The sequence below is a fragment of the Paraburkholderia hospita genome (assembly GCF_002902965.1).
In the GTDB taxonomy this organism is placed as follows: Bacteria; Pseudomonadota; Gammaproteobacteria; order Burkholderiales; family Burkholderiaceae; genus Paraburkholderia; species Paraburkholderia hospita.
Genome location: NZ_CP026105.1, coordinates 593,540 through 618,709 on the forward strand (window position 1 = coordinate 593,540; position 25,170 = coordinate 618,709).

Annotated in this window: 22 protein-coding genes; 15 read left to right on the top strand and 7 right to left on the bottom strand. The window is 64.1% G+C overall.

What is annotated here, in order from left to right; translation table 11 throughout:
- Positions 1-48: 48 nt before the first annotated feature.
- From C2L64_RS02590 to C2L64_RS02620, 6 genes are all read left to right on the top strand, one after another.
- Positions 49-711 (top strand): response regulator, encoded by a 663-nt coding sequence (locus tag C2L64_RS02590; RefSeq protein WP_007581415.1) that lies wholly within the window; start codon positions 49-51, stop codon positions 709-711.
- 4 nt (positions 712-715) lie between these two features.
- Positions 716-2,017, top strand: coding sequence for an ATP-binding protein (locus C2L64_RS02595; RefSeq protein ID WP_090835979.1), 1,302 nt, complete (start codon positions 716-718; stop codon positions 2,015-2,017).
- Positions 2,018-2,142: 125 nt separating this feature from the next.
- The gene (locus C2L64_RS02600) at positions 2,143-3,657 is read left to right on the top strand and encodes a DegQ family serine endoprotease (RefSeq protein WP_090835980.1); all 1,515 of its coding nucleotides are present in this window, start codon (positions 2,143-2,145) and stop codon (positions 3,655-3,657) included.
- Between the two features lie 229 nt (positions 3,658-3,886).
- Positions 3,887-4,384 (top strand): hypothetical protein, encoded by a 498-nt coding sequence (locus tag C2L64_RS02605; RefSeq protein ID WP_007581409.1) that lies wholly within the window; start codon positions 3,887-3,889, stop codon positions 4,382-4,384.
- Positions 4,385-4,739: 355 nt separating this feature from the next.
- Entirely contained in the window at positions 4,740-5,195 is a 456-nt protein-coding gene (locus C2L64_RS02615) for a DUF427 domain-containing protein (RefSeq protein ID WP_042310993.1), read from the top strand.
- Positions 5,196-5,228: 33 nt separating this feature from the next.
- Positions 5,229-5,981, top strand: coding sequence for a CoxG family protein (locus C2L64_RS02620; RefSeq protein ID WP_007581403.1), 753 nt, complete (start codon positions 5,229-5,231; stop codon positions 5,979-5,981).
- Between the two features lie 28 nt (positions 5,982-6,009).
- Here C2L64_RS02620 and C2L64_RS02625 read toward each other — a convergent pair whose 3' ends face one another.
- On the bottom strand, positions 6,010-7,092 hold the full coding sequence (locus C2L64_RS02625) for a helix-turn-helix domain-containing protein (RefSeq protein WP_090835982.1): 1,083 nt from the start codon (positions 7,090-7,092) through the stop codon (positions 6,010-6,012).
- A gap of 148 nt (positions 7,093-7,240) precedes the next feature.
- On the opposite strand from C2L64_RS02625, the gene C2L64_RS02630 reads away from it, so the two are divergent.
- Positions 7,241-7,870, top strand: coding sequence for a cysteine hydrolase family protein (locus C2L64_RS02630; protein ID WP_079484375.1), 630 nt, complete (start codon positions 7,241-7,243; stop codon positions 7,868-7,870).
- Positions 7,871-7,970: 100 nt separating this feature from the next.
- Here C2L64_RS02630 and C2L64_RS02635 read toward each other — a convergent pair whose 3' ends face one another.
- A complete protein-coding gene (locus tag C2L64_RS02635; protein ID WP_090835983.1) occupies positions 7,971-8,606 on the bottom strand; it encodes a TetR family transcriptional regulator in 636 nt (211 codons plus the stop codon).
- Positions 8,607-9,033: 427 nt separating this feature from the next.
- Between C2L64_RS02635 and C2L64_RS02640 the strand changes: the two genes are divergently transcribed.
- The 5 genes from C2L64_RS02640 (at position 9,034) to C2L64_RS02660 (ending at position 16,129) form a co-directional block, all read left to right on the top strand.
- Positions 9,034-10,263, top strand: a complete 1,230-nt coding sequence (locus C2L64_RS02640; protein ID WP_007581395.1) for an efflux RND transporter periplasmic adaptor subunit — start codon at positions 9,034-9,036, stop codon at positions 10,261-10,263.
- An 18-nt stretch (positions 10,264-10,281) separates the two neighbouring features.
- Complete coding sequence (locus C2L64_RS02645; RefSeq protein WP_079484378.1) at positions 10,282-13,476, top strand: efflux RND transporter permease subunit; 3,195 nt, start codon at positions 10,282-10,284, stop codon at positions 13,474-13,476.
- Between the two features lie 10 nt (positions 13,477-13,486).
- Positions 13,487-15,004 carry an efflux transporter outer membrane subunit gene (locus C2L64_RS02650; RefSeq protein WP_007742600.1) on the top strand — a complete coding sequence of 506 codons (1,518 nt, stop codon included), beginning with the start codon at positions 13,487-13,489 and terminating at the stop codon, positions 15,002-15,004.
- Between the two features lie 244 nt (positions 15,005-15,248).
- On the top strand, positions 15,249-15,626 hold the full coding sequence (locus C2L64_RS02655; protein ID WP_090835984.1) for a hypothetical protein: 378 nt from the start codon (positions 15,249-15,251) through the stop codon (positions 15,624-15,626).
- On the top strand, positions 15,605-16,129 hold the full coding sequence (locus C2L64_RS02660) for a helix-turn-helix transcriptional regulator (RefSeq protein ID WP_007581387.1): 525 nt from the start codon (positions 15,605-15,607) through the stop codon (positions 16,127-16,129). Before C2L64_RS02655 ends, C2L64_RS02660 begins: the two co-directional genes overlap by 22 nt.
- An 88-nt stretch (positions 16,130-16,217) precedes the next feature.
- On the opposite strand, the gene C2L64_RS02665 is transcribed toward C2L64_RS02660, so the two are convergent.
- Positions 16,218-17,633: a nucleobase:cation symporter-2 family protein gene (locus tag C2L64_RS02665; protein WP_090835985.1), complete on the bottom strand. Its 1,416-nt coding sequence runs from the start codon at positions 17,631-17,633 to the stop codon at positions 16,218-16,220.
- A gap of 409 nt (positions 17,634-18,042) precedes the next feature.
- On the opposite strand from C2L64_RS02665, the gene C2L64_RS02670 reads away from it, so the two are divergent.
- The 3 genes from C2L64_RS02670 (at position 18,043) to fghA (ending at position 21,638) form a co-directional block, all read left to right on the top strand.
- Positions 18,043-19,467 (top strand): xylulokinase, encoded by a 1,425-nt coding sequence (locus tag C2L64_RS02670; protein WP_090835986.1) that lies wholly within the window; start codon positions 18,043-18,045, stop codon positions 19,465-19,467.
- Positions 19,468-19,673: 206 nt separating this feature from the next.
- Positions 19,674-20,780, top strand: a complete 1,107-nt coding sequence (locus C2L64_RS02675; RefSeq protein WP_007581381.1) for an S-(hydroxymethyl)glutathione dehydrogenase/class III alcohol dehydrogenase — start codon at positions 19,674-19,676, stop codon at positions 20,778-20,780.
- A 12-nt stretch (positions 20,781-20,792) separates the two neighbouring features.
- The gene (gene fghA / locus C2L64_RS02680) at positions 20,793-21,638 is read left to right on the top strand and encodes an S-formylglutathione hydrolase (protein ID WP_090835987.1); all 846 of its coding nucleotides are present in this window, start codon (positions 20,793-20,795) and stop codon (positions 21,636-21,638) included.
- Between the two features lie 268 nt (positions 21,639-21,906).
- Here the strand turns inward: fghA and C2L64_RS02685 are convergent, their stop codons facing one another.
- From C2L64_RS02685 to C2L64_RS02700, 4 genes are read right to left on the bottom strand one after another with little or no spacing between them, the layout of a single operon-like run.
- On the bottom strand, positions 21,907-22,698 hold the full coding sequence (locus C2L64_RS02685; protein WP_090835988.1) for a metal ABC transporter permease: 792 nt from the start codon (positions 22,696-22,698) through the stop codon (positions 21,907-21,909).
- The gene (locus C2L64_RS02690) at positions 22,691-23,617 is read right to left on the bottom strand and encodes an ABC transporter ATP-binding protein (protein WP_090835989.1); all 927 of its coding nucleotides are present in this window, start codon (positions 23,615-23,617) and stop codon (positions 22,691-22,693) included. Before C2L64_RS02690 ends, C2L64_RS02685 begins: the two co-directional genes overlap by 8 nt.
- A complete protein-coding gene (locus tag C2L64_RS02695; RefSeq protein WP_007744654.1) occupies positions 23,614-24,534 on the bottom strand; it encodes a metal ABC transporter solute-binding protein in 921 nt (306 codons plus the stop codon). The genes C2L64_RS02690 and C2L64_RS02695 overlap by 4 nt, the downstream gene beginning before the upstream one ends.
- 55 nt (positions 24,535-24,589) lie before the next feature.
- Positions 24,590-25,090, bottom strand: a complete 501-nt coding sequence (locus tag C2L64_RS02700; RefSeq protein WP_090835990.1) for a Fur family transcriptional regulator — start codon at positions 25,088-25,090, stop codon at positions 24,590-24,592.
- Positions 25,091-25,170: the final 80 nt, after the last annotated feature.

A 25,170-nucleotide genomic window follows, 5' to 3' on the forward strand; every position in this document is an offset into this window, starting at 1 on the left:
ACATGGCCGGGACGTGAGTGCCGGAACAGCCGGAGCGGATGGATAGCGATGCGCATACTTCTCGTTGAAGACGACCGGATGATCGCGGAGGGCGTGCGCAAGGCGCTGCGCGGCGAAGGCTTCGCGGTAGACCTGGTGCAGGACGGCGAATCGGCGTTGAACGCGGTCGCGGGCCAGCCTTACGATCTCGTGCTGCTCGATCTCGGCTTGCCGAAGCGCGACGGCCTCGATGTGCTGCGCACACTGCGTGCACGCGGCCATCAGTTGCCCGTGCTGATCGTCACCGCGCGCGACGCCGTCGCGGATCGCGTAAAAGGACTCGACGCGGGCGCCGACGACTACCTCGTGAAACCGTTCGATCTCGACGAACTCGGCGCGCGGATGCGCGCGCTGATCCGCCGCCAGTCTGGGCGCAGCGAATCGACGATCCGACACGGCAATCTCACGCTCGATCCCGCCTCGCATCAGGTGACGCTCGACGGCGCGCCCGTCGCGCTGTCCGCGCGCGAGTTCGCGTTGCTCGCCGCGCTGATCGCGCGCCCGGGCGCGGTGCTGTCGAAGAGCCAGCTCGAAGAGAAGATGTACGGCTGGGGCGAGGAGATCGGCAGCAATACCGTGGAGGTCTACATTCACGCGCTGCGCAAGAAGCTCGGCGCGGAACTGATACGCAACGTGCGCGGTCTCGGTTACATGATCGCCAAGGAAGCCTGACACGATGCGTTCGATTCGCCGTCAATTGCTGTTCTGGCTGCTCGCTATCGTGTTGCTCGGCGTCGGCATTGCGGGCTGGCTGATCTACCGTCAGGCGCTCGCCGAAGCCAACGAACTATTCGATTACCAGTTGCAGGAAATCGCCGCTGCGCTGCCCGCCGAGCCGTTCTCGCAGGTGCTCAGTTCGCGCGATACAGGCGACGAAGGCATCGTGCTGCAAATCTGGAATCGCAACGGCGTGCTGATGTACTACTCGCATCCGCGTGCGCCGCTCGCGCCGCGCGCCGAACTCGGTTTTTCGACGGAGCGTACCGAGCGCGGCGACTGGCGCGTGTATGGCGCGATCGTCGGCGATAACGTCGTGCAGCTCGCGCAGCCGCTGTCGGTGCGCAACCGGCTCGCGGCGAACGTCGCGCTGCGCACGCTGTGGCCGCTGATCGTGCTGTTGCCGCTGATGGGCGTCGCGGTGTGGGGCGTGGTCGGGCGCGGGCTCGCGCCTTTGCGGCGCGTCACGGGCGCGCTCGATACGCGTCATCCCGAAGCGCTCGATCCATTGCCCGATTCGCGCCTGCCGCTCGAAGTGCAGCCGCTCGTGCGCGCGTTGAACGGCCTGCTGGAACGGCTTGCCATTGCGCTCGATACGCAAAAAGCCTTCGTCGCCGATGCCGCGCACGAACTGCGCACGCCGCTCGCCGCCGTGCAGATCCAGTCGCAACTGGTGGCGCGCGCGCACGACGAAACCGAGCGCCGCGAAGCGCTGCACGATCTGCAGGCGGGCGTCACGCGCGCGACGCGTCTTGCCGAGCAGCTACTCGCGCTCGCGCGTTCCGAGCCGGATGGACACGCGGCAACGGGCAGTGTCGATCTCGACGCGCTCGTGCATGAATGCGTGACTGCATATCTGCCGCTCGCGCAGAAGCGCGGCGTCGATCTCGGCATCGAGGCTAGCGAGCCCGCAATCGTCACAGGCGATGCGGAATCGCTGCGCGTGATGCTCAACAACCTGATCGACAACGCAACCAAATACACGCCGGACGGCGGACGTGTCGATGTCTGCCTGCGTGTCGACGATGGCCGGCCGCTCGTGCAGATCGCCGACAGCGGCCCCGGCATTCCGCCCGACGAACGCGACCGCGTATTCGACCGCTTCTACCGCGTTGGCGCGGGGGCGAATCGCGCGCGAACCGACGTTGCAGGCAGCGGCCTCGGTCTCGCTATCGTGCGGCGCATCGCGCTTCAGCATCACGCGAAAGTCACACTCGACGACTCCGCGTCGGGCGGTCTGCGGGTCAACGTGCGTTTCTGAATCGCCCGTCCAGCAAGGGTTTGCGCAAGGCTTTCATCTAGTTGGCATTGTTTAAGATTGATTTAAGCGACGCCACGTACTCTTCGACTCATCAAAGAGTCAACTCTCCCAATCAGGAGTACACGATGCAAGCAAAAATACTGACCCGTAGCGCCGTTGCAGCGGCCGTCGTTATCGCATTGTCGGCGGGCTACGTGGCCGGTCATCGCGATGTGCCCGCGCCCCAGGTGATCTCGCCCGCGGCCGCCGCGATGATGCCTGCGGAAGCCGCGGCGAAAACGGGCATTCCCGATTTCTCGGGCCTCGTCGAAACGTATGGCCCCGCGGTCGTCAACATCAGCGCGAAGCATGTCGTGAAGCAGACGGCGATGCGCGGCGGCAACGGCAATAACAGCGGTCAGCTTCCCATCGATCCGAGTGATCCGTTCTATCAGTTCTACCGTCACTTCTTCGGCCAGATGCCGGGCGGCCCCAATGGTGGCGGCAGTGGTGGCGATGACGGCGACCGTCCGAGCGCGAGCCTCGGCTCGGGCTTCATCATCAGCAGCGACGGCTATGTGCTGACCAACGCGCACGTCGTCGACGGCGCGAACGTCGTCACCGTCAAGCTCACTGACAAGCGCGAGTACAAGGCAAAAGTGGTCGGCGCGGACAAGCAGTCGGACGTCGCCGTGCTGAAGATCGACGCGAAGGACCTGCCGACGGTGAAGATCGGCGATCCGCGCTCGAGCAAGGTCGGCCAGTGGGTCGTCGCGATCGGCTCGCCATACGGCTTCGATAACACCGTGACGTCGGGCATCATCAGCGCGAAGTCGCGCTCCTTGCCGGACGAGAACTACACACCGTTCATCCAGACCGACGTGCCTGTGAATCCGGGTAATTCGGGCGGCCCGCTGTTCAATCTGCAAGGCGAAGTGATCGGCATCAACTCAATGATCTATTCGCAGACGGGCGGCTTCCAGGGCCTTTCGTTCGCTATCCCGATCAATGAGGCGATGAAGGTCAAGGACGATCTCGTCAAAACGGGCCACGTGAGCCGCGGCCGTCTTGGCGTCGCCGTGCAGAGCGTGAACCAGACGCTCGCGGATTCGTTCGGCATGAAGAAGCCGCAAGGCGCGCTCGTGAGTTCCGTCGATCCGGGCGGTCCGGCCGCGAAGGCAGGCTTGGAGCCGGGCGACGTGATCCTGTCGGTGAACGGCGTCGATGTTGCGGACTCGTCGGCGCTGCCGTCGCAGATCGCGGGCATCGCGCCGGGCACGCAGGCTAACGTCCAGGTGTGGCGCGACAAGTCGACCAAGGATCTGAAGGTGACGATCGGCTCGCTGTCGGACGCGAAAGTTGCATCGAACGCCGACAGCGGCCCGGCGCAGATGCAAGGGCGCCTTGGCGTTGCCGTGCGTCCGCTCACGCCGCAGGAAAAGAGCGGCGCCTCCGTGTCGCATGGTCTGCTGGTGCAGGATGCGAGCGGCGCGGCCGCCAGCGCCGGCATCCAGCCGGGCGACGTGATTCTGGCCGTCAACGGGCGGTCGGTATCGAGCATCGACCAGTTGAAGCAGGCGGTGTCGGCGGCGGGCAATAGCATCGCGCTGTTGATCCAGCGCGACAACTCGCAGATCTTCGTGCCCGTCGATCTCGGTTGAGGCCGGAAACTCGCCGTGCTGGCCGGTGCCGAGGGCGCCGGCCGGTAAAAGCTGCCGGTGATGGAAAAAATGGAAGGTTTGCAGCTCGCGCACGACGCGCGTTGCGAACAGAACAGGCCCGATTTTCGGGCCTGTTCTGTTTGTCGGACTTGATGGGGCGGGATGGGCATGCAGATTGCGTCTGGATACGCGTTAGAACCGTTTGGTTTGCCCAACAAGGAGCCACGCAATGACTCATCGTCATATCGTCGCCCGCGCCGTTTCGGTTGCGGCAGCGACAGTTCTCACGCTCGGCCTGTCGGGCGGCGCGTACGCGCAGCAGGCAAGCGAAGTCACGGGCGGTACCACCTCGGATAGCACCAGCGCGGGCAATGTCAACGGCGAAGGCCTGCCGCAAGTGCAGCAACAGGGCGACGTGTCGTACACGTCGGGCGGCGTCGGCCTCGATGAATCGAAGGCGCTGCAGTCCGCGCAGAGCCAGTGGCCGTTGTCGCTGCGCTTCACGGGCCCCGGTTCGGACTATCTCGCCGATGTGAAGGTGAAGATCGTCGACGCGCACGGTGGCAGCGTGCTCGACACCACGTCGCGCGGGCCGTACATGCTGGTGAAGCTGCGCCCGGGCCGCTACACGGTGCACGCCGCGTACAAGGAAAACGATCAGTCGAAGCCCATCACCATTCCGGCAAAGGGTACGGCAAAGGCCGCGTTCTACTGGAAGTCGCAGTAAGCGACGCGAAAGAAACGGGCAAAAAGGCGGCGGAAACGAGGCGCAATGAGGCGGGAATGCACGCGTCGATCCGCCGCCGCGCCGCTCGTAACGGCCGCGACGCAACGCGCGCGCCGCTGCAATCGGTAGAGACCCGATGCCCTAACGAAGGCCGCGCAATCGCGGCGCGTTTGGTCAATAATGAAGCCACGGACACGCTCCGTGGCTTCCGCATTTCGGAGCCGACGCTGCGCAGACCGGAAGACGCGCGCCGCACAATGACAACGACGCGCGCGTGCCAAGGGTGCCGGGCTGACGATTCAGCCAGGCGGCTGATCGGAGCGTGCGCGAACGTGCCAGCAGCGGAGCGGATCACATGAACGATGCCCCATCCGGCGGAAGCGCCGAAGACGCGGACAGCGGTAGCGCCGGGCACGGCGGCCATGCATCTGGCGGTGCGCCAGCGCACGGAGGCGACGCCGAAGCGGGGCATACGATTTCCATCAAGGCCAACCGGCATCGGGTACGGGTGATCCACCAGGGCGTGACGTTCGCGGACACGCATGCCGGGTTCACGCTGTGCGAGACAGGCTGTCCCGAAGTGTTTTATTTTCCACGGGCCGACGTCAACATGGCGCGGCTCGAACGATCGACTCACACGTCGCACTGCCCGTTCAAGGGTGAAGCGTCGTACTACCATCTGCGAACGGAAGACGAGACGATCGAGAATGCAGTCTGGAGCTACGAAAACCCACTGGAGCGGGTGAAGCAGATCGCGGGGTATCTTGCGTTTTACGCATCGAGTGTCGACCGCATCGATCAGACATCCTGATCCCGCCGTCGCACGGTTATCGGGGAGGCTGCCATGGAATTGAACGACGCGTTGAGAGTGCCGCTGGCGCCGTCCGAAGTCTGGGACGCGCTGCAGGATCTCGCGTTGCTGCGCGCGAGTCTCGACAATTGCGAGTCCTTGCGCCGGCTCCAGGGCGGCGAATATCTGCTGGCGATGACGGTGCCGCTCGGACCGTTGCGCGCGCACTATCACATACGTGCGCACGTCGCGAGCGAGGACGGCGTGAACAGCGCAAAGCCGCATCGCACGCTCAACTTCAAGGCGCGCGCCGAGGGCGTTGGCTCACTGCGCGGACAGATCGACGTGTCGCTGCGCACCGACGATCATCTCCATCTGCATCTTCCTGGCCGTGGCCCGAGCACGCGCATCGACTATTCAGTGTGGGCGACGTCGACGGGACCGCTCGCGCAACTGCCCTCGCGGCAGATCGAAAACGCGCTGCACGAGCTGGCCGACGACTTCTTCACCGAGTTCTGCGCCGTCGTCCAGGCGAAGCACGGCAAAGGGCCGAATCGCGCGACGGGCACGCAAGGGCGGCGCCAGCATGTGTTTCTGCGGCCGATCAGCCTTTCGGGCGTGGCGCGCCGTGCGCGGCTGCACGACCATCATCAAGGCAGCACGCTGACGGGCCGCGCCGCGCATTCGCTGCTGCACGGCCTGCATCACGAGCATGATCCGCATGTGCTGCCGAACTGGGCGTGGGCGGCGATGATTTTCTTCGTCGCGCTGCTGCTCTACGTGGCGCGGTATTTCACGCAAGGCTAGTCTTTACCTTCGCTGTGCGCGCGGCGGCTCACACGCCGCGAAACTCTCTGCGCCATGCGGACGGCGACGTCCTGAACGCGTCAGTGAAATGCTGGCGCAGCGACGCCGTCGAGCCAAATCCCGCCATTCCCGCAATCGACTCGATCGACTCGTCGGTGCTTTCGAGCAGCTGCTGCGCGCGCGCGAGCCGTTGCGCCAGCAGCCACGCGCTCACGGTCGTTCCCGTCGCGGCCTTGAAGTGCCGCGTGAACGTGCGGCGGCTCATTGCGGCGCGCCCGGCGAGGGAATCGAGGGTATGCGGCGCGTCGAGCGTGCCGTTCACCCAGTCGAGCAGCGCGGACAATCGGTCGCCGCGCAGGTCGGGCGGCATGGGCTGCTGGACGTATTGCGCCTGGCCGCCCTGACGATGCGGCGGCACGACGAGGCGCCGCGCGATGTAGTTCGCGCTTTGCGCGCCGCACAGCTTGCGCACCACATGCAGACAGCAATCGAGCCCCGCCGCCGTGCCCGCCGACGTGAGAATGTCGCCGTCGTCGACATACAGCACCTGCGGATCGACCTTCACGTCCGGGAAGCGCCGCGCGAAGTCGGCGGCCCACGCCCAGTGCGTGGTCGCCGGACGTCCGTCGAGCAGGCCCGCGGCGGCGAGCACGTAGGCGCCGAGACACAGGCCGACCAGTTGCGCGCCGCGTGCGTGCGCGGCGCGCAATGCGTCGAGCAGCGCTGGGGGCGGCGCTTCGTCAGGATCGCGCCAGGTGGGAACGATGATCGTGTCGGCGTCGGCGAGCGCGTCGAGACCGTGCGTCGCGGCGATCGAAAAGCCGGCTGTCGTCGAAAGTGGCCCGGGGTCGATCGAGCAGACCCGGAACTCGAAGCCGAGCACGCCGCCGTCGCTGCGATCCTCGGCGAACACGACGCACGGCACGGACAGGTGGAACGGGCTGATGCCGTCGAAGGCGACGGCCGCGACGACATGCGGTGTCTTCGGGGCGGTCCGGCACGTCTGCGTTTCCCGGCGTTGAGGACTCGCGCGGGATGTCCGCTGCTTCGCTGGTTTTGAAGCAGCCTTTGACACAGGCGTTGCAGCGGCGCGGACAGCGGAGCGGGCCATCGCGGCCTCCCGTTCGAAAATGCGAATGGCCCAATCCTAGCGAAAATTGTCATTCGGGTCACTGTCGCGCGATGGACGGAACGCGAACAATGCGCACATCGCGGCTGCAACCGCCAGCCGCAGACTTCAACCATCAAGGAGAGTTGCCATGCCGACGCCCCGCCGAGCCCTGATCGTCATCGATGTCCAGAACGAATACGTGACGGGCGACCTGCCGATCGAATACCCGGACGTGCAGACGTCGCTCGCGAACATCGGCCGCACGATCGATGCGGCGCACGCTGCGCAGATTCCCGTCGTCGTCGTGCAGAACTTCACGCCGCCCGGCTCGCCGATCTTTGCGCGCGGCAGCGAAGGCGCGGAACTGCATGGCGTGGTCGCATCGCGCAAGTACGATCACCACGTCGAGAAAGCGCTGCCGAGCGCGTTCACCGACACCGATCTGGCGGACTGGCTCGCCGCGCGCGAGATCGACACGCTCACCGTGGTCGGCTACATGACGCACAACTGCGACGCGTCGACAATCGTTCACGCGCTGCACATGGGCCTCGCCGTCGAGTTCCTGCACGACGCGACGGGTTCCGTGCCATATGAAAACAGCGCGGGTCTGGCGAGCGCCGAGGAAATCCATCGCGTGTTCAGCGTCGTGTTGCAGTCGCGCTTCGCGGCCGTCGCGAGCACGCAGCAATGGATCGGGGCCGTGCAGTCGGGTGGTCAGCTGGAACGCGGCTCGATCTATGCATCGAACCAGAAGGCGCGTGCGAAGACGGCAGCCTGAGTGAACGGAAAATGAAGGTAAAAGGGCGGCCGGCTTGCCGGCGCCTGTGCGGCGCGTCAGCTTTCAGGGCTGGGCGCCGCTGTGAAACAGGAAACCGCTCTCAGGCGCCCATGCGCAGCGCCGGGCTGCGCAACGCATCGATCATGCTTTCGACCATCTGCCGCGCATGCCGGCCGAAGTCCAGCACTTCCGGCACGAACAGCATGTCCTTCAACGATCCGCTGATGAACGCGTGCACCATCGACGCCGCCACGGGCACGTTCATGTCGGCGGGCAGCTGTCCTTTGGAAATCGCGTTGCGCATGCCCGCCTGGATGCTCGCGAGGCTCTCGCGCATCGTGTTCTGATAGCGCGCCATCACGGGGCCCATTTCCTCGACGAACTCGCACTTGTGAAACAGGATGTCGAACACCCGGCGGCGATGCGGGTCGTTCGCGGTGTCGCGCAGACAGACGGTGCAGATATCGATGAGGCGGCCGAGCGGATCGGCCTCGTTGGGATCGACGGAAGCGGCTTTCAGTTCGTCGAGCGGTAGCAGCACGCGGTCGAACATTTCCGTGAAGAGCTCACCCTTGTTGGCGAAGTGCCAGTAGATCGCGCCACGCGTGACGCCCGCCGTCTGCGCGATGTCGGCCAGCGAAGTCCGCGATACGCCTTTCTCCGAAAACACCTGTTCTGCTGCATCGAGGATGCGGGTGCGCGTCTCCTGCGCTTCTTCCTTGGTTCGACGGACCATTCGTATTGCCCTGCAATAAATGCGGGGTTTCCCCTGACGTTTTTAAACGCGCCTGATAAAGATCATTCCGCGCGCACGTTAATGCCTGGCAGATCTTCCGGAGGAAACCCTTTTTCCCGGTTTAACACACTTTTACGTGCATTCATGAATGTATATATAATAGCACCCCATCGATCGGATGGCTTACGTTTGGGTGAACGGTTAAGATCCGTCACTGTTGTCTTTGCAAGCATTTTTGCGCTGTCTCAAGAGATGGGCAGCGCGGTGCAGCATTTCCCGGTTTGGCGCATTTCGCAGTGAATGCACCCGCAGGAAAAGCATTCGTGAGCGTCCGGTCATGGCGTCTTCGAGACGCCAATTTGCGCAGCCTTCTCCGGAGAGAGATGCACGCACTTTTTCCTTCTCAGTCTTTGACAGAGGTCGCTCCATGCGCGTCGAACGGGTTCCATTCCGCTTACTCACTGCCGCGACGGCTGCCGTAATGCTGGCAGCATGCGGACAAAAACAATCAGCACCTCCGCCTCAAACCCCTGAAGTCGGCGTCGTCACGGTCCAGCCGCACGCCGTGCCCGTCGTCACCGAATTGCCGGGCCGCACCAGCGCATACCTCGTCGCGCAGGTGCGCGCGCGGGTCGACGGCATCGTGCTGCGCCGCGAGTTCACGGAAGGCACGCAGGTCAAGGCCGGCCAGCGTCTGTACAAGATCGATCCGGCGCCATACATCGCGGCGCTGAACAACGCGAAGGCATCGCTCGCGAAGGCGCAGGCGAACCTCGCGTCGACCACTGCGCAGGCCAATCGCTTCAAGGTGCTGGTCGCGGCGAACGCGGTGTCGAAGCAGGACTACGACAACGCCGTCGCATCCGAAGGCCAGGCGGCCGCCGATGTCGCAGCCGGCAAGGCCGCTGTCGATACCGCGCAGATCAACCTCGGCTATACGGACGTCGTGTCACCCGTCACGGGTCAGGTCGGTATCTCGCAGGTGACGCCGGGCGCCTACGTGCAGGCGAGCCAGGCGACGCTGATGTCGACCGTGCAGCAACTCGATCCCGTCTACGTCGACGTTACGCAGTCGAGCCTCGCGGGCCTGAAGCTGCGCCGCGAAATCCAGGCTGGCCGGCTGAAGACCTCGGGCCCGGACGCCGCGAAGGTCGAACTGGTGCTAGAAGACGGCCGCGTCTATTCGGAGAAGGGCAAGCTGCAGTTCACCGACGTCACCGTCGACCAGACCACGGGCTCCGTGACGATCCGCGCGATCTTCCAGAACAAGGATCACGTGCTGCTGCCGGGCATGTTCGTGCGCGCGCGCATCGAGGAAGGCGTCAACGAAAGCGCGCTGCTGGTGCCGCAGATCGGCGTCACGCACGACCAGAAGGGCCAGCCGACGGCGCTCGTCCTCAATAAGGAAGACAAGGTCGAGCTGCGCACGCTGCAGGCCACGGCGACGTACGGCCAGTACTGGGTGGTCGAAAGCGGCCTGAATGCGGGCGACCGCGTGATCTTGAACGGCGTCGACAAGGTGCGTCCGGGTGCAACGGCCAAGGCCGTGCCGGCGCAACTGCCGCCGTCGCCCGCTTCGGACGCAGCCGCGTCGGCTCCGGCCGCCGCACAGCCAGCCAGCGGCGCGGCCGCGGCCTCTGCTGCATCGGGCGCGTAATCAAAGGGAGCCTGTTTCATGGCAAAGTTTTTTATCGATCGCCCGATCTTTGCGTGGGTGATCGCCATCATTCTGATGCTGGCGGGTCTGGCGTCGATCTTCACGCTGCCGGTCGCGCAATATCCGACGATTGCGCCGCCGGCCGTGCAGATCAGCGCGACGTATCCGGGCGCATCGGCGAAGACGGTTGAAAACACCGTCACGCAGGTGATCGAGCAGCAGATGAGCGGCCTCGACCACTTGCTGTACCTGTCGTCGACTTCGGACGATTCGGGCACGGCCACCATCACGCTGACGTTCGCGGCGGGCACCAACCCCGACATCGCGCAGGTTCAGGTGCAGAACAAGCTGCAGCTCGCGACGCCGCTGCTGCCGCAAGCGGTGCAGCAGCTCGGCACGAAGGTGACGAAGTCGAGCAGCAGCTTCCTGCTGGTGATGGCGTTCGTGTCGACCGACGGCAGCATGAACAAGTACGACCTCGCGAACTATGTCGCGTCGAACGTACAGGACCCCGTTAGCCGTATCGACGGCGTGGGTACCGTCACGCTGTTCGGCACGCAGTACGCGATGCGGATCTGGCTCGACGCCAACAAGCTGACCAACTTCGGCCTCACGCCGGTGGATGTCCAGGCCGCGCTGCAGGCGCAGAACGTCCAGGTGGCGGGCGGCTCGCTCGGCGGCACGCCGTCGGTGCCGGGCCAGTTGCTGCAGGCGACGATCAGCGAAGCAACGCTGCTGACCACGCCCGAGCAGTTCGGCAACATCCTGCTGAAGGTGAACCAGGACGGTTCGCAGGTGCGCCTCAAGGACGTCTCGCACATCGATCTGGGCGGCGAAAACTACAACTTCGACACCAAGTACAACGGTCAGCCGACGGCGGGCTTCGGTATCCAGCTGGCGACGGGCGCGAATGCGCTGGCGACGGCGAAGGCCGTGCGCGACAAGATCGACCAGTTGTCGAAATACTTCCCGCACGGTCTCGTCGTGAAGTATCCGTACGACACGACGCCGTTCGTGCGTCTGTCGATCGAAGAAGTGGTCAAGACGCTGCTCGAAGGTATCGTGCTGGTGTTCCTGGTCATGTACCTGTTCCTGCAGAACCTGCGCGCCACGCTGATCCCGACGATCGCGGTGCCGGTGGTGCTGCTCGGCACGTTCGCGATCATGAGCGCCGTCGGCTTCTCGATCAACGTGCTGTCGATGTTCGGTCTCGTGCTCGCGATCGGCCTGCTGGTGGACGATGCGATCGTGGTGGTCGAGAACGTCGAGCGGGTGATGTCGGAAGAGGGCTTGTCGCCACGCGAGGCAACTCGCAAGGCGATGGACCAGATCACGGGCGCGCTGATCGGCGTGGCGCTGGTGCTGTCCGCCGTGTTCGTTCCCGTCGCGTTCTCGGGCGGTTCGGTCGGCGCGATTTACCGTCAGTTCTCGCTGACCATCGTCGCGGCGATGGTGCTGTCCGTGCTGGTCGCGTTGATTCTGACGCCGGCGCTGTGCGCGACGATCCTCAAGCCGATTCCGCAGGGCCATCACGAAGAGAAGAAGGGTTTCTTCGGCTGGTTCAACCGCAACTTCGACAAGAGCCGCGACAAGTATCACTCGGGCGTGCATCACGTGATCAAGCGCTCGGGCCGCTGGCTCATCATCTATCTGGTGGTGATCGTCGCGGTGGGTCTGCTGTTCGCGCGTCTGCCGAAGTCGTTCCTGCCGGATGAAGACCAGGGCACGATGTTCGTGCTGGTGCAGACGCCGTCGGGCTCGACGCAGGAAACCACCGCGCGCGCGTTGAAGGACGTGTCCGACTATCTGCTGAACGATGAAAAGAGCATCGTCGAATCGACCTTCACCGTGAACGGCTTCAGCTTTGCCGGCCGCGGCCAGAACGCCGGTCTCGTGTTCGTGCGGATGAAGGACTACGCGGAACGCCAGCATGCCAACCAGAAGGTGCAGGCGCTGGTGGGCCGGATGTTCATGCACTTCGTCGGCTACAAGAACGCGACCGTGTTCCCGGTCAATCCGCCGTCGATTCCCGAACTGGGTACGGCGTCGGGCTTCGACTTCGAACTGCAGGACCGCGCGGGTCTCGGCCACGAAAAGCTGATGGCGGCGCGCAACCAGCTGCTCGGCATGGCAGGGAAGGACCCGATGCTCGCGCAGGTGCGTCCGAACGGCCTGAACGACACGCCGCAGTTCAAGGTGTCGATCGATCACGAGAAGGCGGCGTCGCAAGGCGTGAGCCTCGCGGCCATCGACCAGACGTTCTCGATTGCGTGGGCGTCGCAGTACGTGAACAACTTCCTCGATACGGACAGCCGGATCAAGAAGGTGTACGTGCAGGCCGACCCGCGTTTCCGCATGACGCCGGAAAACCTGAACGACTGGTACGTGCGCAACTCGGGAGGCACGATGGTGCCGTTCTCGTCGTTCGCAAGCGGCCAGTGGACCTACGGTTCGCCGAAGCTCGAACGCTACAACGGTATCTCGGCTGTCGAAATCCAGGGCCAGGCGTCGCCGGGCAAATCGACGGGTCAGGCGATGACGGCGATGGAAGCGCTCGCGGCGAAGCTGCCGGCGGGTATCGGCTACGAATGGACGGGCCTGTCGTTCCAGGAACGCCAGTCCGGTTCGCAGGCGCCGATCCTCTACGGCATCTCGATCCTCGTCGTGTTCCTGTGTCTGGCCGCACTGTATGAAAGCTGGTCGATTCCGTTCTCGGTGATCATGGTGGTGCCGCTCGGCGTGCTGGGCGCGCTGCTCGCCGCGACGCTGCGCGGGCTGGAAAACGACGTGTTCTTCCAGGTTGGTCTGCTGACTACGGTGGGTCTGTCCGCGAAGAACGCGATTCTGATCGTCGAGTTCGCGCGCGAGTTGCAGCAGGGCGAAGGCATGGGCCCGGTGGAAGCGGCGCTCGAAGCGGCGCGTCTGCGGCTGCGCCCGATCCTGATGACGTCGCTCGCGTTCATTCTCGGCGTGCTGCCGCTCGCGATCAGTAACGGCGCGGGCTCGGCAAGCCAGCACGCGATCGGTACGGGCGTGATCGGCGGTATGCTGACGGCGACCTTCCTCGCGATTTTCATGATCCCGATGTTCTTCGTCGTGATTCGCGCGAAGTTCACCGGCGACAAGGAAGACCCGGACGAAGCGATGAAGCACTACAACGAGCACCATCCGCATGACCCGCAGGGTGGCAGCGGCCCGGGCAACGCCAGCTAAGGACATTGAGATGCCTAAATATTCTTTGATGGCAGTGGCCGTCGCGCTGGTCGCCGCGGGCTGCACGATGGAGCCGAAGTACCACCAGCCGGCTGCGCCCGTGTCGGGTGCCTTCCCGAGCGACGGAGTCTACGCGACGCAGCCGGTTCCCGGCGCGGGTGCGCGCTCGGCGAGCGGACAGGCGGCCGTCGACATCGGCTGGCGCGATTTCTTCGTCGATCAGCGCCTGCAACAGTTGATCGAGATCGCGCTGAAGAACAACCGCGATCTGCGCGTATCGGTGCTGAACATCGAGGCCTCGCGCGCGCAGTATCAGATCGTGCGCGCGGCGCTGATGCCGACGCTCGACGCGTCCGCGTCACAGTCGAAATCGCGCACGCCGAAGGACCTGTCGTTCCTCAACCAGACGATCTCCAACCAGTATTCGGTTGGCCTGAACGCTTCGTGGGAAATCGACTTCTTCGGCCGCATCCGCAGCCTGAAGGACCAGGCGTTGGCGCAGTATCTGTCGACGGCGCAGGCGCGCAAGGCGGCGGAGATCGCGCTGGTTGCGTCGGTGGCGGATCAGTATCTGAACGTGCTGGCCTTTGACGATCTGCTGACAGTCACGGAGAACACGCTCAAGACCGCGCAAGAGTCGTATCGCATCACAAAGCTGCAGTACGACACGGGCACGGGTTCTGAGTTGGATCTGCGTCAGGCTGAGACGGTCGTCGAGCAGGCGAAAGCGGATCTGCAGTCGCAGGTGCGTCTGCGCGCACAGGCTGAGAATGCGCTGGTCCTGCTGGTCGGCGAGCCGTTGCCGCGCGATCTTCCGGGAGGTCTCGCGCTCAACGACCAGGACCTGCTGACCGACATCCCCGCCGGTTTGCCGTCGGATCTGCTGACGCGCCGTCCCGATATCGCCGAAGCCGAGCAGAACCTGCTCGCGGCGAACGCGAATATCGGCGCGGCGCGCGCGGCGTTCTTCCCGCGCGTCTCGCTGACGGGCAGCTTCGGCACGCTGAGCCCGACGCTTGGCGGCTTGTTCAAGCCGGGCTCGGCGGCGTGGAGCTTTGCGCCGCAGATCACGCTGCCGATTTTTGAAGGCGGCGCGAACAAGGCGAACCTCGATCTCGCGACGGTACAGAAGAATATCCAGATCGCGCAGTACGAGAAGGCGATCCAGACCGCATTCCGCGAAGTCGCGGACGGCCTGGCCGCGCGCGGCACGTACGATCAGCAGATCGCGGCGCTCGAGCGCAACACGTTTGCGGAACAGCGCCGTCTCGATCTGTCGGACCTGCGCTACCGAAACGGCGTCGACAGCTATCTCGCCGTGCTGACCGCGCAGACCGGCCTGTACGACGCGCAGCGGTCGCTCATCACGGCACGCACGGCGCGCCTGACGAACCTCGTCGATCTGTACAAGGCGCTGGGCGGCGGATGGATCGAACGCGCGGGCGAACAGCCGCGTCCCGCCGACGCACCCGTCGACTACGGCGCAGCGAGCGCGCCCGTTGCCGCTTCGGCGGCGACGGCGGGCTGAGGGTCTCGGGCTCGAGCGACAGCCGCTTCTCATTTCTTGCAGTACGAAACGCCACGGCATGCCGTGGCGTTTTTTTTTTGAGCCGCTCTCCTACAAACCTTGTCCAGATGGTCAGTTCAGTTCTCCAGATCGTTTTTGAGCAGAGTTAGCCGTTAGCATCGCGTACGGATCAACCAAGGTTGATGATCCGCAGCGTGGTTGTCAATTGACAACTAATTGAGGGCGCTCTACACTGGAGTTACTGATGAGTCGTCGAAGTCATTCGAAGAAGGAAATCGAGTCGGCGCTCGGCCATGCGGAAGCAAACGGCTGGCGCGTCGTGCCTGGTACGGGCACCGGGCACGCCTGGGGGCGCATGTATTGCCCATACAACGACACCGATTGCAGATGCGGCGAGTTCTGCATCGCCAGTATCTGGTGCACGCCGCGCAATGCAACCGGTCACGCAAGAACGTTGCGTCGCATTGTCGAGAACTGTGCGCCGCATCGTCAGAAGGTCATCTCTTTGCGCGTGATCGCCGAATCAAAACGGCGCACTTGCGAGCAGGATCAGCACGGGCAGCAACAGGAGCAGCAACCAGGGAAGGAAAAGGAGCAAACATGGAATACACCTTCACGCTGAAGTACCGTCTGAGCGCGGAAGACTGCGATTTCGACGAGATCGTCGAGCGTCTCGCGGCCGAGGGTTGCGACGATGCCACCGTGGGTGTCGGTCAAGCGGGGCGGCTTGCACTCGCGTTCGCGCGCGAGGCGAAGAGCGCGACACATGCACTCGTGAGCGCGTTGAAGGACGTACTTCGCGCGGTGCCCACGGCGCAGCTGGTCGAGGCCGCGCCGGACTTCGTCGGGCTGACGGATGTCGCAGAAGTGGCGGGCGTATCGCGCCAGAACATGCGCAAGCTGATGCAATCGCATGCCACGGAATTCCCCGCGCCTGTCCACGAGGGCAGCACGTCGTTGTGGCATCTGTCGGACGTGCTCGAATGGATGCACGATCGTGGCGACTACGATATCGCGCCGGAAGTCTTCGAAGTCGCGAGGTCGGCGAAACAGCTCAATCTGATGAAGGAGGCTCGCAACCTGGAGCCGAAGGTAACGCGACACTTCAACAATCTGGTCGCCTGATGGTCGCGCAGGTGGGAGTGCGGTGGGCTGACGGCGTGCGCACGACTCGGGGTCATGCGCACGCGGTATAGATGGCTATGGCTATCGGTTAGTGAATGTCGGCGGCACGCAGCATGTCGTCGCCCGGAATGGCGTCGTCTTTGCCGCCGCGTCCGTCGAAGTCGTGGCCAGCGCGGCGAATATCGCGAGTCGCGGCGCGTTCGCCCTTCACGCCATTGAAAATCAGGTTCAGCACCACGGCCGAAACCGACGCCAGCAGAATGCCGCTATGCAAAAGCGGCGACAGCGCGGGCGGCAGCTTCGCGAAGAAGTGCGGCGAGACGACAGGCACGAGACCAAGACCGATGCTGACCGCGACGATAAAGAGGTTGTGATGGTTCTTCACGAAGTCGACTTTCGAGAGCACCTTGATCCCGTTCGCCGCCACCATCCCGAACATCACAATGCCTGCGCCGCCCAGCACGAACGACGGCACCGACGCGACCACCTGCGCCATCTTCGGGAACAGGCCGAGCAGCACGAGAATCACGCCGCCCGTCGCGCAGACAAAGCGGCTCTTGACGCCCGTCACGCCGATCAGGCCGACGTTCTGCGAGAAAGACGTATGCGGGAAAGAGTTGAAGAGGCCGCCAATCAGCGTGCCGAGACCGTCCACGCGCAAGCCGCGCACGAGCGTCTTCTGATTGACGGGCCGGTCCACCATGTCGCCGACCGCGAGGAACATCCCCGTCGACTCAATGAACGTGACGAACATCACGGTGACCATCGTCGCGATCGAAAGCGGATCGAAGTGCGGCAAGCCGAAGTGAAACGGCATCACGAAGCCGACCCACGGCGCACTCGTCACGCCTTCCATGTTCACACGGCCCAGCAGCGCGGCAATCACGAAGCCCGCCACGATACCGAGCAGCACCGAGATATTGGAGACGAAGCCCTTGCCGAACTTGTTGATGAGCAGAATCAGCATGAGCACGACGAACGACAGCCCGAGGTAGACGGGATTGCCGTAGTCCGGGTTGCCGACGCCGCCCGCCGCCCAGTTGATGCCGACTTCCATCAGCGAAAGCCCGATCACCGAGATCACCACGCCCACCACGACGGGCGGGAAGAAGCGCAGCATCTTGCCGATCATCGGCGCGGCGATGATGCCGATCACACCCGCAGCGATCGTCGATCCGAAGATGTCGAGTATGCCAAGACTGGGATTCGTGCCGATCGCGATCATCGGGCCTACGGCGGCGAACGTGCAACCCATGATGACGGGCAAGCGGATGCCGAAGATCCACAGGCCGAGCGTCTGGATCAGTGTGGCGATACCGCAGGAAAAGAGGTCGGCGCTGATGAGAAAGGCGATTTGCTCTTTCGGCAGCTTGAGCGCGCTGCCGATGATCAGCGGCACGGCAACGGCCCCTGCGTACATCACCAGTACGTGCTGAATGCCGAGCGTCAGCAACTGGCCGAAGGGCAGTCGCTCGTCGCACGGATGAACCGTGTTCGAGTGCATCTTGTCTCTCTCCACATCTGGTTTTGGGATGACTCCAAGGTATGCGGGACGAAAAAGCGCGACAAGACCACTGCTTCCTATTTCAACCTTTGCCGGGGCGATATGCGTAGACCAGATTTGGAACGGCTACGTTATGCGAGATTGGAGAAATTCGCCGGAAGTCCTTGTGCCGTGGTGGCTTGCGGGAATTTCATCAATCCGGCGCGCCGTCGCCACGTACGCGTGCCCATATGATGTGTATTGCGGTTCGCACATAATGCGTTTTCGGGGCGCGCTCCGTTTGGGGTGGGTTAACCCGCGCCAATCGGCGGTGACGTGTGAAAATGATCGTCCGTCGCCCGGTCCGCGCGAAGCAGGCGCCCGCGTGCAATAGCCTCCACAGCAACCACCTGATCAACGCATCGCATTCATGTCCTATCTTGGTATCGATCTCGGCACAGGCTCGCTGAAACTCGCGATCATCGACGACGAAGGCCGCGAGCAATGCGCGACGAGCGTCGCGTATGCAATCGATACGCCGCGCCCCGGCTGGGCGGAAATCGATCCGCAGGTCTGGTGGCGCGCACTATGCGAAGCGGCATCGCGTTTTCCCGATGCGCAACGCAGTGCTGTGCGCGCGGTCGGCTTTTCCGGTCAGATGCATGGCGTCGTGCTGAGCGACGCACAAGGCAAGGCCGTGCGTCCTGCGATGCTTTGGCCCGACACGCGCGCATTGCCCTTGCTCGATGCATGGCCTGCGCCGCAACCCAACCCCGTCGCGCCCGGCATGGCCGGCCCGCTGCTGCGATGGGTCGCGCAGCACGAGCCGCAATCGATGCATGCAGCGCGCTGGGCCTTGCAACCTAAAGACTGGCTGCGCTTCAGGCTGGGCGGCACGATCGCAACCGATCCCTCCGATGCCTGCGCGACCGCGCTTGCCGATCCATCCGGCGCGTGGGACAACGCGTTGCTCGAACGGCTCGGGCTGCCGCGCGACTGGTTCGCGCCGCTCGCTGCGTCGTATGCCGCGTGCGGCACACTGTCCGCCGAATCGGCAAATGCGCTCGGCTTGCGCGCCGGCATCGTGCTTGCCACGGGTGCCGGCGACACGCCGTGCGCAGCGCTCGGCAGCGGCCTTGCAAACGACGGCGACGCGCTGCTCACCACGGGCACGGGCGGCCAGATTCTCGTGCTCGCCACCGACGAACCCGACGCTGCGCCAGGTCTGCATCGCTATCGGGCCGCGACTGATCACTGGTATCGGATGGCCGCGATGCAAAACGTCGGTGTCGCGCTCGAAGCCGTGCGTGGCTGGCTGTCGTATGAATGGAATGACGCGTATCGCGATGCGTTCGAGTTCGAGGCAGCCCCGGGCCTTACGTTCTTGCCGTATCTGACGGGCGAGCGCACGCCGTGGCTCAATCCGGCCGCGCGCGGCGGATGGCTTGGCCTTGCGCTCGGCACATCGCGCGGCGCGATGATGCGCGCGGCATTCGAAGGCGTCGCGTTTTCGTTGCGCGCGGGGCTCGACGCGATCCGGCAAAGCGGCGCGCGCGTGCCGGAACTGCGTCTCGCGGGCGGCGGTTCCGTCGATGCGCGCTGGCGGCAGTTGCTCGCCAATGCATTGCAAGTCGAACTGCATGCTGTCGATTGTCCGAACGCGGCGGCGCGTGGCGCAGCGATGCTCGGTGGCATCGCTGTGGGTCACTGGAACGCAGACGATCTTGCAGCGCTCGCGCCTGCCGCGACGCGCGTCGCCGGGCCGCGTGACGAGACGGAACTCGCTGCGCGTTATGCGCGCTTTATCGATCTGTATGGCCGCGTCGAACCTTGGTTCGCGTCGCCGTCCGCGTGACGTGCGCTCGCCATGCGCCGTCGCATGAGGACAATCGCGCGGCGCGGCGTGCCATTCACGCGCCTTGCATTTGCGCGATCATGTTCACAGCGCGGCGCGCGAACATGCGGGACAATCCGGGCCGCAACGGTTCACGACAGTAACGGACAGATTCAAAGATCATCAGCTTTAGGTAACGGATCTACAGAACCACAGGAGCATTCACGATGAAGACGAAAGCAGCAATCGCATGGAAGGCAGGCGCACCGTTGACGATCGAAGAAGTCGACCTCGAAGGTCCGCGCGCGGGTGAAGTGCTGATCGAAGTGAAGGCGACGGGCATCTGCCACACCGACTACTACACGCTGTCGGGCGCCGATCCGGAAGGCATCTTCCCGGCGATCCTCGGCCATGAAGGCGCGGGCGTCGTCGTCGATGTCGGACCGGGCGTCGGCACGCTGAAGAAGGGCGATCACGTGATTCCGCTCTACACGCCCGAGTGCCGCCAATGCAAGTTCTGTCTGTCGCGCAAGACGAACCTGTGTCAGGCGATCCGCTCGACCCAAGGCAAGGGCCTGATGCCCGATGCGACGTCGCGCTTCTCGCTCGACGGCAAGCCTTTGTTCCACTACATGGGCACGTCCACGTTCTCGAACTACATCGTGGTGCCGGAGATCGCCGTCGCGAAGATCCGCGAAGACGCACCGTTCGACAAGGTTTGCTATATCGGCTGCGGTGTGACGACGGGGGTCGGCGCTGTCGTCTATTCGGCCAAGGTCGAGGCGGGCGCGAATGTCGTCGTGTTCGGTCTGGGCGGCATCGGCCTGAATGTGATCCAGGGCGCCAAAATGGTAGGTGCGGACAAGATCATCGGTGTCGATATCAATCCGGGCCGCGTCGAACTCGCGAAGAAGTTCGGCATGACGCACTTCATCAACCCGAAGGAAGTCGAGAACGTCGTCGATCACATCGTGCAACTGACGGATGGCGGCGCGGACTATTCGTTCGAATGCGTCGGCAATACGACGCTGATGCGCCAGGCGCTCGAATGTACACACAAGGGCTGGGGTCAGTCGTTCATCATCGGCGTGGCAGCGGCGGGCGAAGAGATCAGCACGCGGCCATTCCAGCTGGTCACGGGCCGTCAGTGGAAGGGCTCGGCGTTCGGCGGCGCGCGCGGCCGCACCGATGTGCCGAAGATCGTCGACTGGTACATGGAAGGCAAGATCAACATCGACGATCTGATCACGCACCACCTGAAGCTCGACCAGATCAACGAAGGCTTCGATCTGATGAAGAAGGGCGAGTCGATCCGCTCGGTTGTCATCTACTAAAGGAGTGGCGCGATGCTCGAACTGATCGAATCGCACGCGTCGTTCGGCGGCACGCAGCGTATCTATAAGCATGAGTCGAAGGCGATCGGTTTGCCGATGCGCTTTTCGGTCTTCATGCCTGAAGCGGCGTCGCAGAAGAAGGTGCCGGCGCTGTTCTATCTAGCAGGGTTGACGAGCACCGAAGAGACGTTTCCGATCAAGGCGGGCGCGCAGCGCTTCGCCGCGCAACACGGCATCGCGCTGATCTCGCCGGATACCAGTCCGCGCGGCGCAGGCGCGCCGGGCGAGACGGACGCGTGGGACTTCGGCGTCGGCGCGGGCTTCTATGTCGACGCGACGCAGGCGCCCTGGTCGAAGCACTACCGGATGTACTCGTACGTGCGGGACGAACTGCGCGAGACGGTCATCAACGAGTTGCCTGTCGATGGCGGGCGGCTCGGCATCTTCGGCCACTCGATGGGCGGCCACGGCGCGCTGATGCTCGCGCTGCGCAATCCGGACATCTATCGGTCGGTTTCGGCGTTCGCGCCGATTGCCGCGCCGACGCGTTGTCCGTGGGGCGAGAAGGCGTTCAGCGGCTATCTGGGCGCGGACCGCGAAGCGTGGAAGCAGTACGACGCGAGCGAACTCGTGGGCAAGGCGACGCGCAAGTTTGCGGAAGGGATATTGGTCGATCAGGGTATGGCCGACCAGTTTCTGACCCAGCAACTGAACCCGGACGTATTCGACGCCGCATGCAAGGCCGCCGGACAGCCGCTCACGGTGCGCCGACATGAAGGCTACGACCACGGCTATTTCTTCATCTCGACGTTCATCGAGGATCATCTCGCACATCACGCGAAGGTGTTGCTCGGCTGATCTTCGGGGTCGTTGGCGCCAAAGCAAAACGGGGTGGCTCGCGAGCCACCCCGTTTTTTTATCGGCATCACCAGCGCGTGTTTCGTGCCAGCAAAGCTGCGTTTGCATTTACCGGCGCATGTGCTGCGCCAGCAAACTTTTGTTCGAATCACCAGCGCGTATGTCGTGCCAGCAAAGCTGCGTTTGCATTACCGGCGCATGTGCTGCGCCAGCAAACTTTTGTTCAAATCACCAGCGCGTATGTCGTGCCAGCAAAGCTGTGTTTGCATTACCGGCGCATGTGCTGCGCCAGCAAACTCGCGCCATAGACCAGTGCCGCAAGCAGCGTGATCCAGAAACTCGTCGGCCAGTCGGTGTAGAAAGCGAGCGTCACGCCGATCCACGCCTGCGCGAGCGCGAGCAGCGCGGCGAGTACGAGTCCGACGGAAAGACGCGTCGACAGGTTTTGCGCCGCGGCCGCCGGTCCGACCATCAGCGTGAACACGAGCAGCACGCCGACGATCTGCGTGCACGCGGCGACTGCAAGCGCCGCGATCGCGAGAAACAGTACCGACACAAGCCGCAGCGACACGCCTTTCGCTTCGGCCAGTTCCGGCTGCAACGAAGCGAACAGCAAAGGCCGCATGATCGCAGCCAACGCAACCAGACTGACGACACCGAGCGTGGCCAGCACCACCAGCGTCGACGAACTGACGCCGAGAACGTTGCCGAACAGCAGCGCCGTGACTTGCGTCGCGTACGCGGTGAAGAAGTGCAGAAACAGCAAGCCGAAGCCCAGTGCCAGCGACAGCACCACGCCGATCGCCACATCGCGTCCCGCGAGCTTTTCACCCAGCGCGCCCATGCCGACGCCCGCCGCGAGCGTGAAGCCGATCATCCCCCAGATCGGCGAGACGCCGATCAGCACTGCGCCCGTCGCGCCCGTGAAGCCGACGTGCGACAGCGCGTGCCCCGCGAAGGTCTGCCCGCGCATCACGAGGAAGTAGCCAACGATGCCCGACAGCACCGCGACGATCCCCGACGCCGCGAAGGCGTTCACCATGAAATCGTATTCAAACATCGTGCGTGTGTCCGTCGCTTGAGGCGTGATGGTGGGCGTGCTTTTGCCCATGCGCATGACCGTGCGAATGTCCGTGGCCATGCGGCTCGCCATGCTGATGGTCGTCGTCTTCGTGCTCGTGATCGTGCTTCTCGACGTCGAAGTCGCCCGACATCACGAAGATGCGGCCATTCACGCGCATTACGTCGATGGTCGAGCCGTACAGGCGCGAGAGCACCGGCTTCGTAATCACTTCATCGACGGTGCCGAGCGCGGCGACGCCATTGCCGAGATACAGCACGCGGTCGAGCGCATGCAGCAGCGGATTGAGTTCGTGCGCGGAGAACAGCACGGCGATGCCGAGTTCCTGCTGCACGCGCTTCACCAGTTCGACGACGGTCTTCTGATGATGCGGATCGAGACTGATGAGCGGCTCGTCGAGCAGCAGCAGACGCGGACTGCCGAGCAGACACTGCGCGAGCAGCAGCCGCTGCCGCTCGCCGCCCGACAGCTCCGACAACGGACGCGCAGCCAGCGCGGTGCCGCCGACCAGTTCCAGCACGCGCTCGACATCGGCGCGCGCCTTCGCATCCGCATGCGGCAGGCCCCAGCGATGACCGTCCGCAGCCATCGCGACGAAATCGCGGCCACGCACGCGACGGCCGGCAAGCGCGCTGCGCGTCTGCGGCATGTAGCCGATCGACGGATTGCCGCGCACCACAGGCTCGCCGAGCACGCGCACGGTGCCGCTCGCCGCCGGGACGAGGCCAAGCACCGAGCGCATCAGCGTCGTCTTACCCGCGCCGTTCGGCCCAAGCACGCCGATGAATTCGCCCTGGCGGATCGTGAGGCTGGTGTCGCGCAGGATCGTCCGGTCGCCGAGTTCGAGCGTCACGCGATCCAGTTCGAGCACGGGCGCGTTGCCCGACGACATGTTCATTGAGTCGTTCCCTTATTCGCGCTGCCCGCGGCGAGCGCGTTGCCGAGCGCATCGAGTTGCGCCAGCATCCATTGCTGGTAGTTCTTGCCGGCCGGTTGCGTCTCCGTCACGCTCACCGTCGGCACATGCGATTGCTGCGCGAGTTTCAGCATGCGTTTGGTCAGCGCCTCGGTTGCCTGGCTGTTATAGATCAGCGCGCGCACGCGTCGCTCGCGAAGATCGCGTTCGAACGCGGCGATATCCGACGCGCTCGCTTCCGTGTCGTTCATCGCGGCCAGCTGGAAGCGCTGGTTGCGCATGTCCAGGCCGATCGCATCCGACATGTAGCCGAACACCGGCTCCGTCGCAGTCACGCTCACGTGCGCATACTGGCTGCGCAGCGCGGCGACCTTGTCGGCGATCGGCTTGAGCGAGTCGAGAAACTTCGCGAGGTTCGCATCATACGCCGCCTTGTGCGCCGGATCAGCCGATGCGAGCGCCGCGCTCACCGCGCGTGCGACAGCGGGCATCGTCGACGGGTCGTACCACAGATGCGGATTGTCGCCGCTTTTCTTGCCGATGAGTTCTGCCGCGACGATCGTCTTGCGCTTGTCGTTCTTCGACACGTTCAGCAGCTTCGTCATCCACGGATCGTAGTCGGCGCCGTTGTAGACGACAAGGCTCGCGTGCTGCAATGCGCGCGCCGTCTTCGGGCTGGCTTCGAAGAGATGCGGGTCCTGGTCCGGATTGCTGAGAATGCTCGTCACGTCGACGCGGTCGCCGCCCAGTTGCTGCACGACATCGCCGTAGAAATTCTCCGCGGCGACCACGGGAATCTTCGCGTCCTGCGCGTGCGCGGCCTGGCCGAATGCAAAGACGAATACCGTCGAAGCGACGGCGCGCATCAGAAACTTCCACATCGAATTGTTCTTCTTCATCGGGATGACCTGTTGCCTGAGAGGCGTCTGGGTTGAATGGAGCGGTTTGTTTTGGTCAGGGATGGCCGTGCTTGCAGGCGGCGCACAGCCCGCTCAGCTCGACGACCTGGTGATGCACTTCGAATCCATGGGCGGGCGCACTGCCCGACAACTGCGCGGCCACTCCGTCGCCGGGAATCTCGACGGTTTCGCCGCATGAATCGCACATCAGGAACTGGCTCTGATGCGGCTCGCCCATCTGGCAGCACGCGAAAAACGCATTCTTCGATTCGATCCGATGCACGAGGCCATGCTCGACGAGGAAATCGAGCGCGCGATAGACGGTAGTGGGCGGCACGCGGCCGCGCTGCGGTTGCAGTGCGGCCAGCAGGTCGTACGCGCCGACGGGACGCTCACTCTGCGCGATCAGCGCGTAGACCTGACGACGCAGCGTCGTCAGTGCAAGACCGCGCTCGGCGGCGAGCGCATCGGCGCGCGCGAGCTTGTGCGCGAGACGGGCGGCTTGCTGTGCAGGATCTGCGACAGGATGAACATGAGCATCGGATGAGCGGGCCATGGCGCGAACTCCGGACAGCGTCAGTTTGAACGAAGGCGCAATGATATAACGTATCTCGAAAAAATGTCATTGCCCGTTGC

Coding starts and splice junctions, on each gene's coding strand:
- C2L64_RS02590 (WP_007581415.1), top strand. CDS start 49: ATGCGCATACTTCTCGTTGAAGACGACCGGATGATCGCGGAGGGCGTG.
- C2L64_RS02595 (WP_090835979.1), top strand. CDS start 716: ATGCGTTCGATTCGCCGTCAATTGCTGTTCTGGCTGCTCGCTATCGTG.
- C2L64_RS02600 (WP_090835980.1), top strand. CDS start 2,143: ATGCAAGCAAAAATACTGACCCGTAGCGCCGTTGCAGCGGCCGTCGTT.
- C2L64_RS02605 (WP_007581409.1), top strand. CDS start 3,887: ATGACTCATCGTCATATCGTCGCCCGCGCCGTTTCGGTTGCGGCAGCG.
- C2L64_RS02615 (WP_042310993.1), top strand. CDS start 4,740: ATGAACGATGCCCCATCCGGCGGAAGCGCCGAAGACGCGGACAGCGGT.
- C2L64_RS02620 (WP_007581403.1), top strand. CDS start 5,229: ATGGAATTGAACGACGCGTTGAGAGTGCCGCTGGCGCCGTCCGAAGTC.
- C2L64_RS02625 (WP_090835982.1), bottom strand. CDS start 7,092: ATGGCCCGCTCCGCTGTCCGCGCCGCTGCAACGCCTGTGTCAAAGGCT.
- C2L64_RS02630 (WP_079484375.1), top strand. CDS start 7,241: ATGCCGACGCCCCGCCGAGCCCTGATCGTCATCGATGTCCAGAACGAA.
- C2L64_RS02635 (WP_090835983.1), bottom strand. CDS start 8,606: ATGGTCCGTCGAACCAAGGAAGAAGCGCAGGAGACGCGCACCCGCATC.
- C2L64_RS02640 (WP_007581395.1), top strand. CDS start 9,034: ATGCGCGTCGAACGGGTTCCATTCCGCTTACTCACTGCCGCGACGGCT.
- C2L64_RS02645 (WP_079484378.1), top strand. CDS start 10,282: ATGGCAAAGTTTTTTATCGATCGCCCGATCTTTGCGTGGGTGATCGCC.
- C2L64_RS02650 (WP_007742600.1), top strand. CDS start 13,487: ATGCCTAAATATTCTTTGATGGCAGTGGCCGTCGCGCTGGTCGCCGCG.
- C2L64_RS02655 (WP_090835984.1), top strand. CDS start 15,249: ATGAGTCGTCGAAGTCATTCGAAGAAGGAAATCGAGTCGGCGCTCGGC.
- C2L64_RS02660 (WP_007581387.1), top strand. CDS start 15,605: ATGGAATACACCTTCACGCTGAAGTACCGTCTGAGCGCGGAAGACTGC.
- C2L64_RS02665 (WP_090835985.1), bottom strand. CDS start 17,633: ATGCACTCGAACACGGTTCATCCGTGCGACGAGCGACTGCCCTTCGGC.
- C2L64_RS02670 (WP_090835986.1), top strand. CDS start 18,043: ATGTCCTATCTTGGTATCGATCTCGGCACAGGCTCGCTGAAACTCGCG.
- C2L64_RS02675 (WP_007581381.1), top strand. CDS start 19,674: ATGAAGACGAAAGCAGCAATCGCATGGAAGGCAGGCGCACCGTTGACG.
- fghA (WP_090835987.1), top strand. CDS start 20,793: ATGCTCGAACTGATCGAATCGCACGCGTCGTTCGGCGGCACGCAGCGT.
- C2L64_RS02685 (WP_090835988.1), bottom strand. CDS start 22,698: ATGTTTGAATACGATTTCATGGTGAACGCCTTCGCGGCGTCGGGGATC.
- C2L64_RS02690 (WP_090835989.1), bottom strand. CDS start 23,617: ATGAACATGTCGTCGGGCAACGCGCCCGTGCTCGAACTGGATCGCGTG.
- C2L64_RS02695 (WP_007744654.1), bottom strand. CDS start 24,534: ATGAAGAAGAACAATTCGATGTGGAAGTTTCTGATGCGCGCCGTCGCT.
- C2L64_RS02700 (WP_090835990.1), bottom strand. CDS start 25,090: ATGGCCCGCTCATCCGATGCTCATGTTCATCCTGTCGCAGATCCTGCA.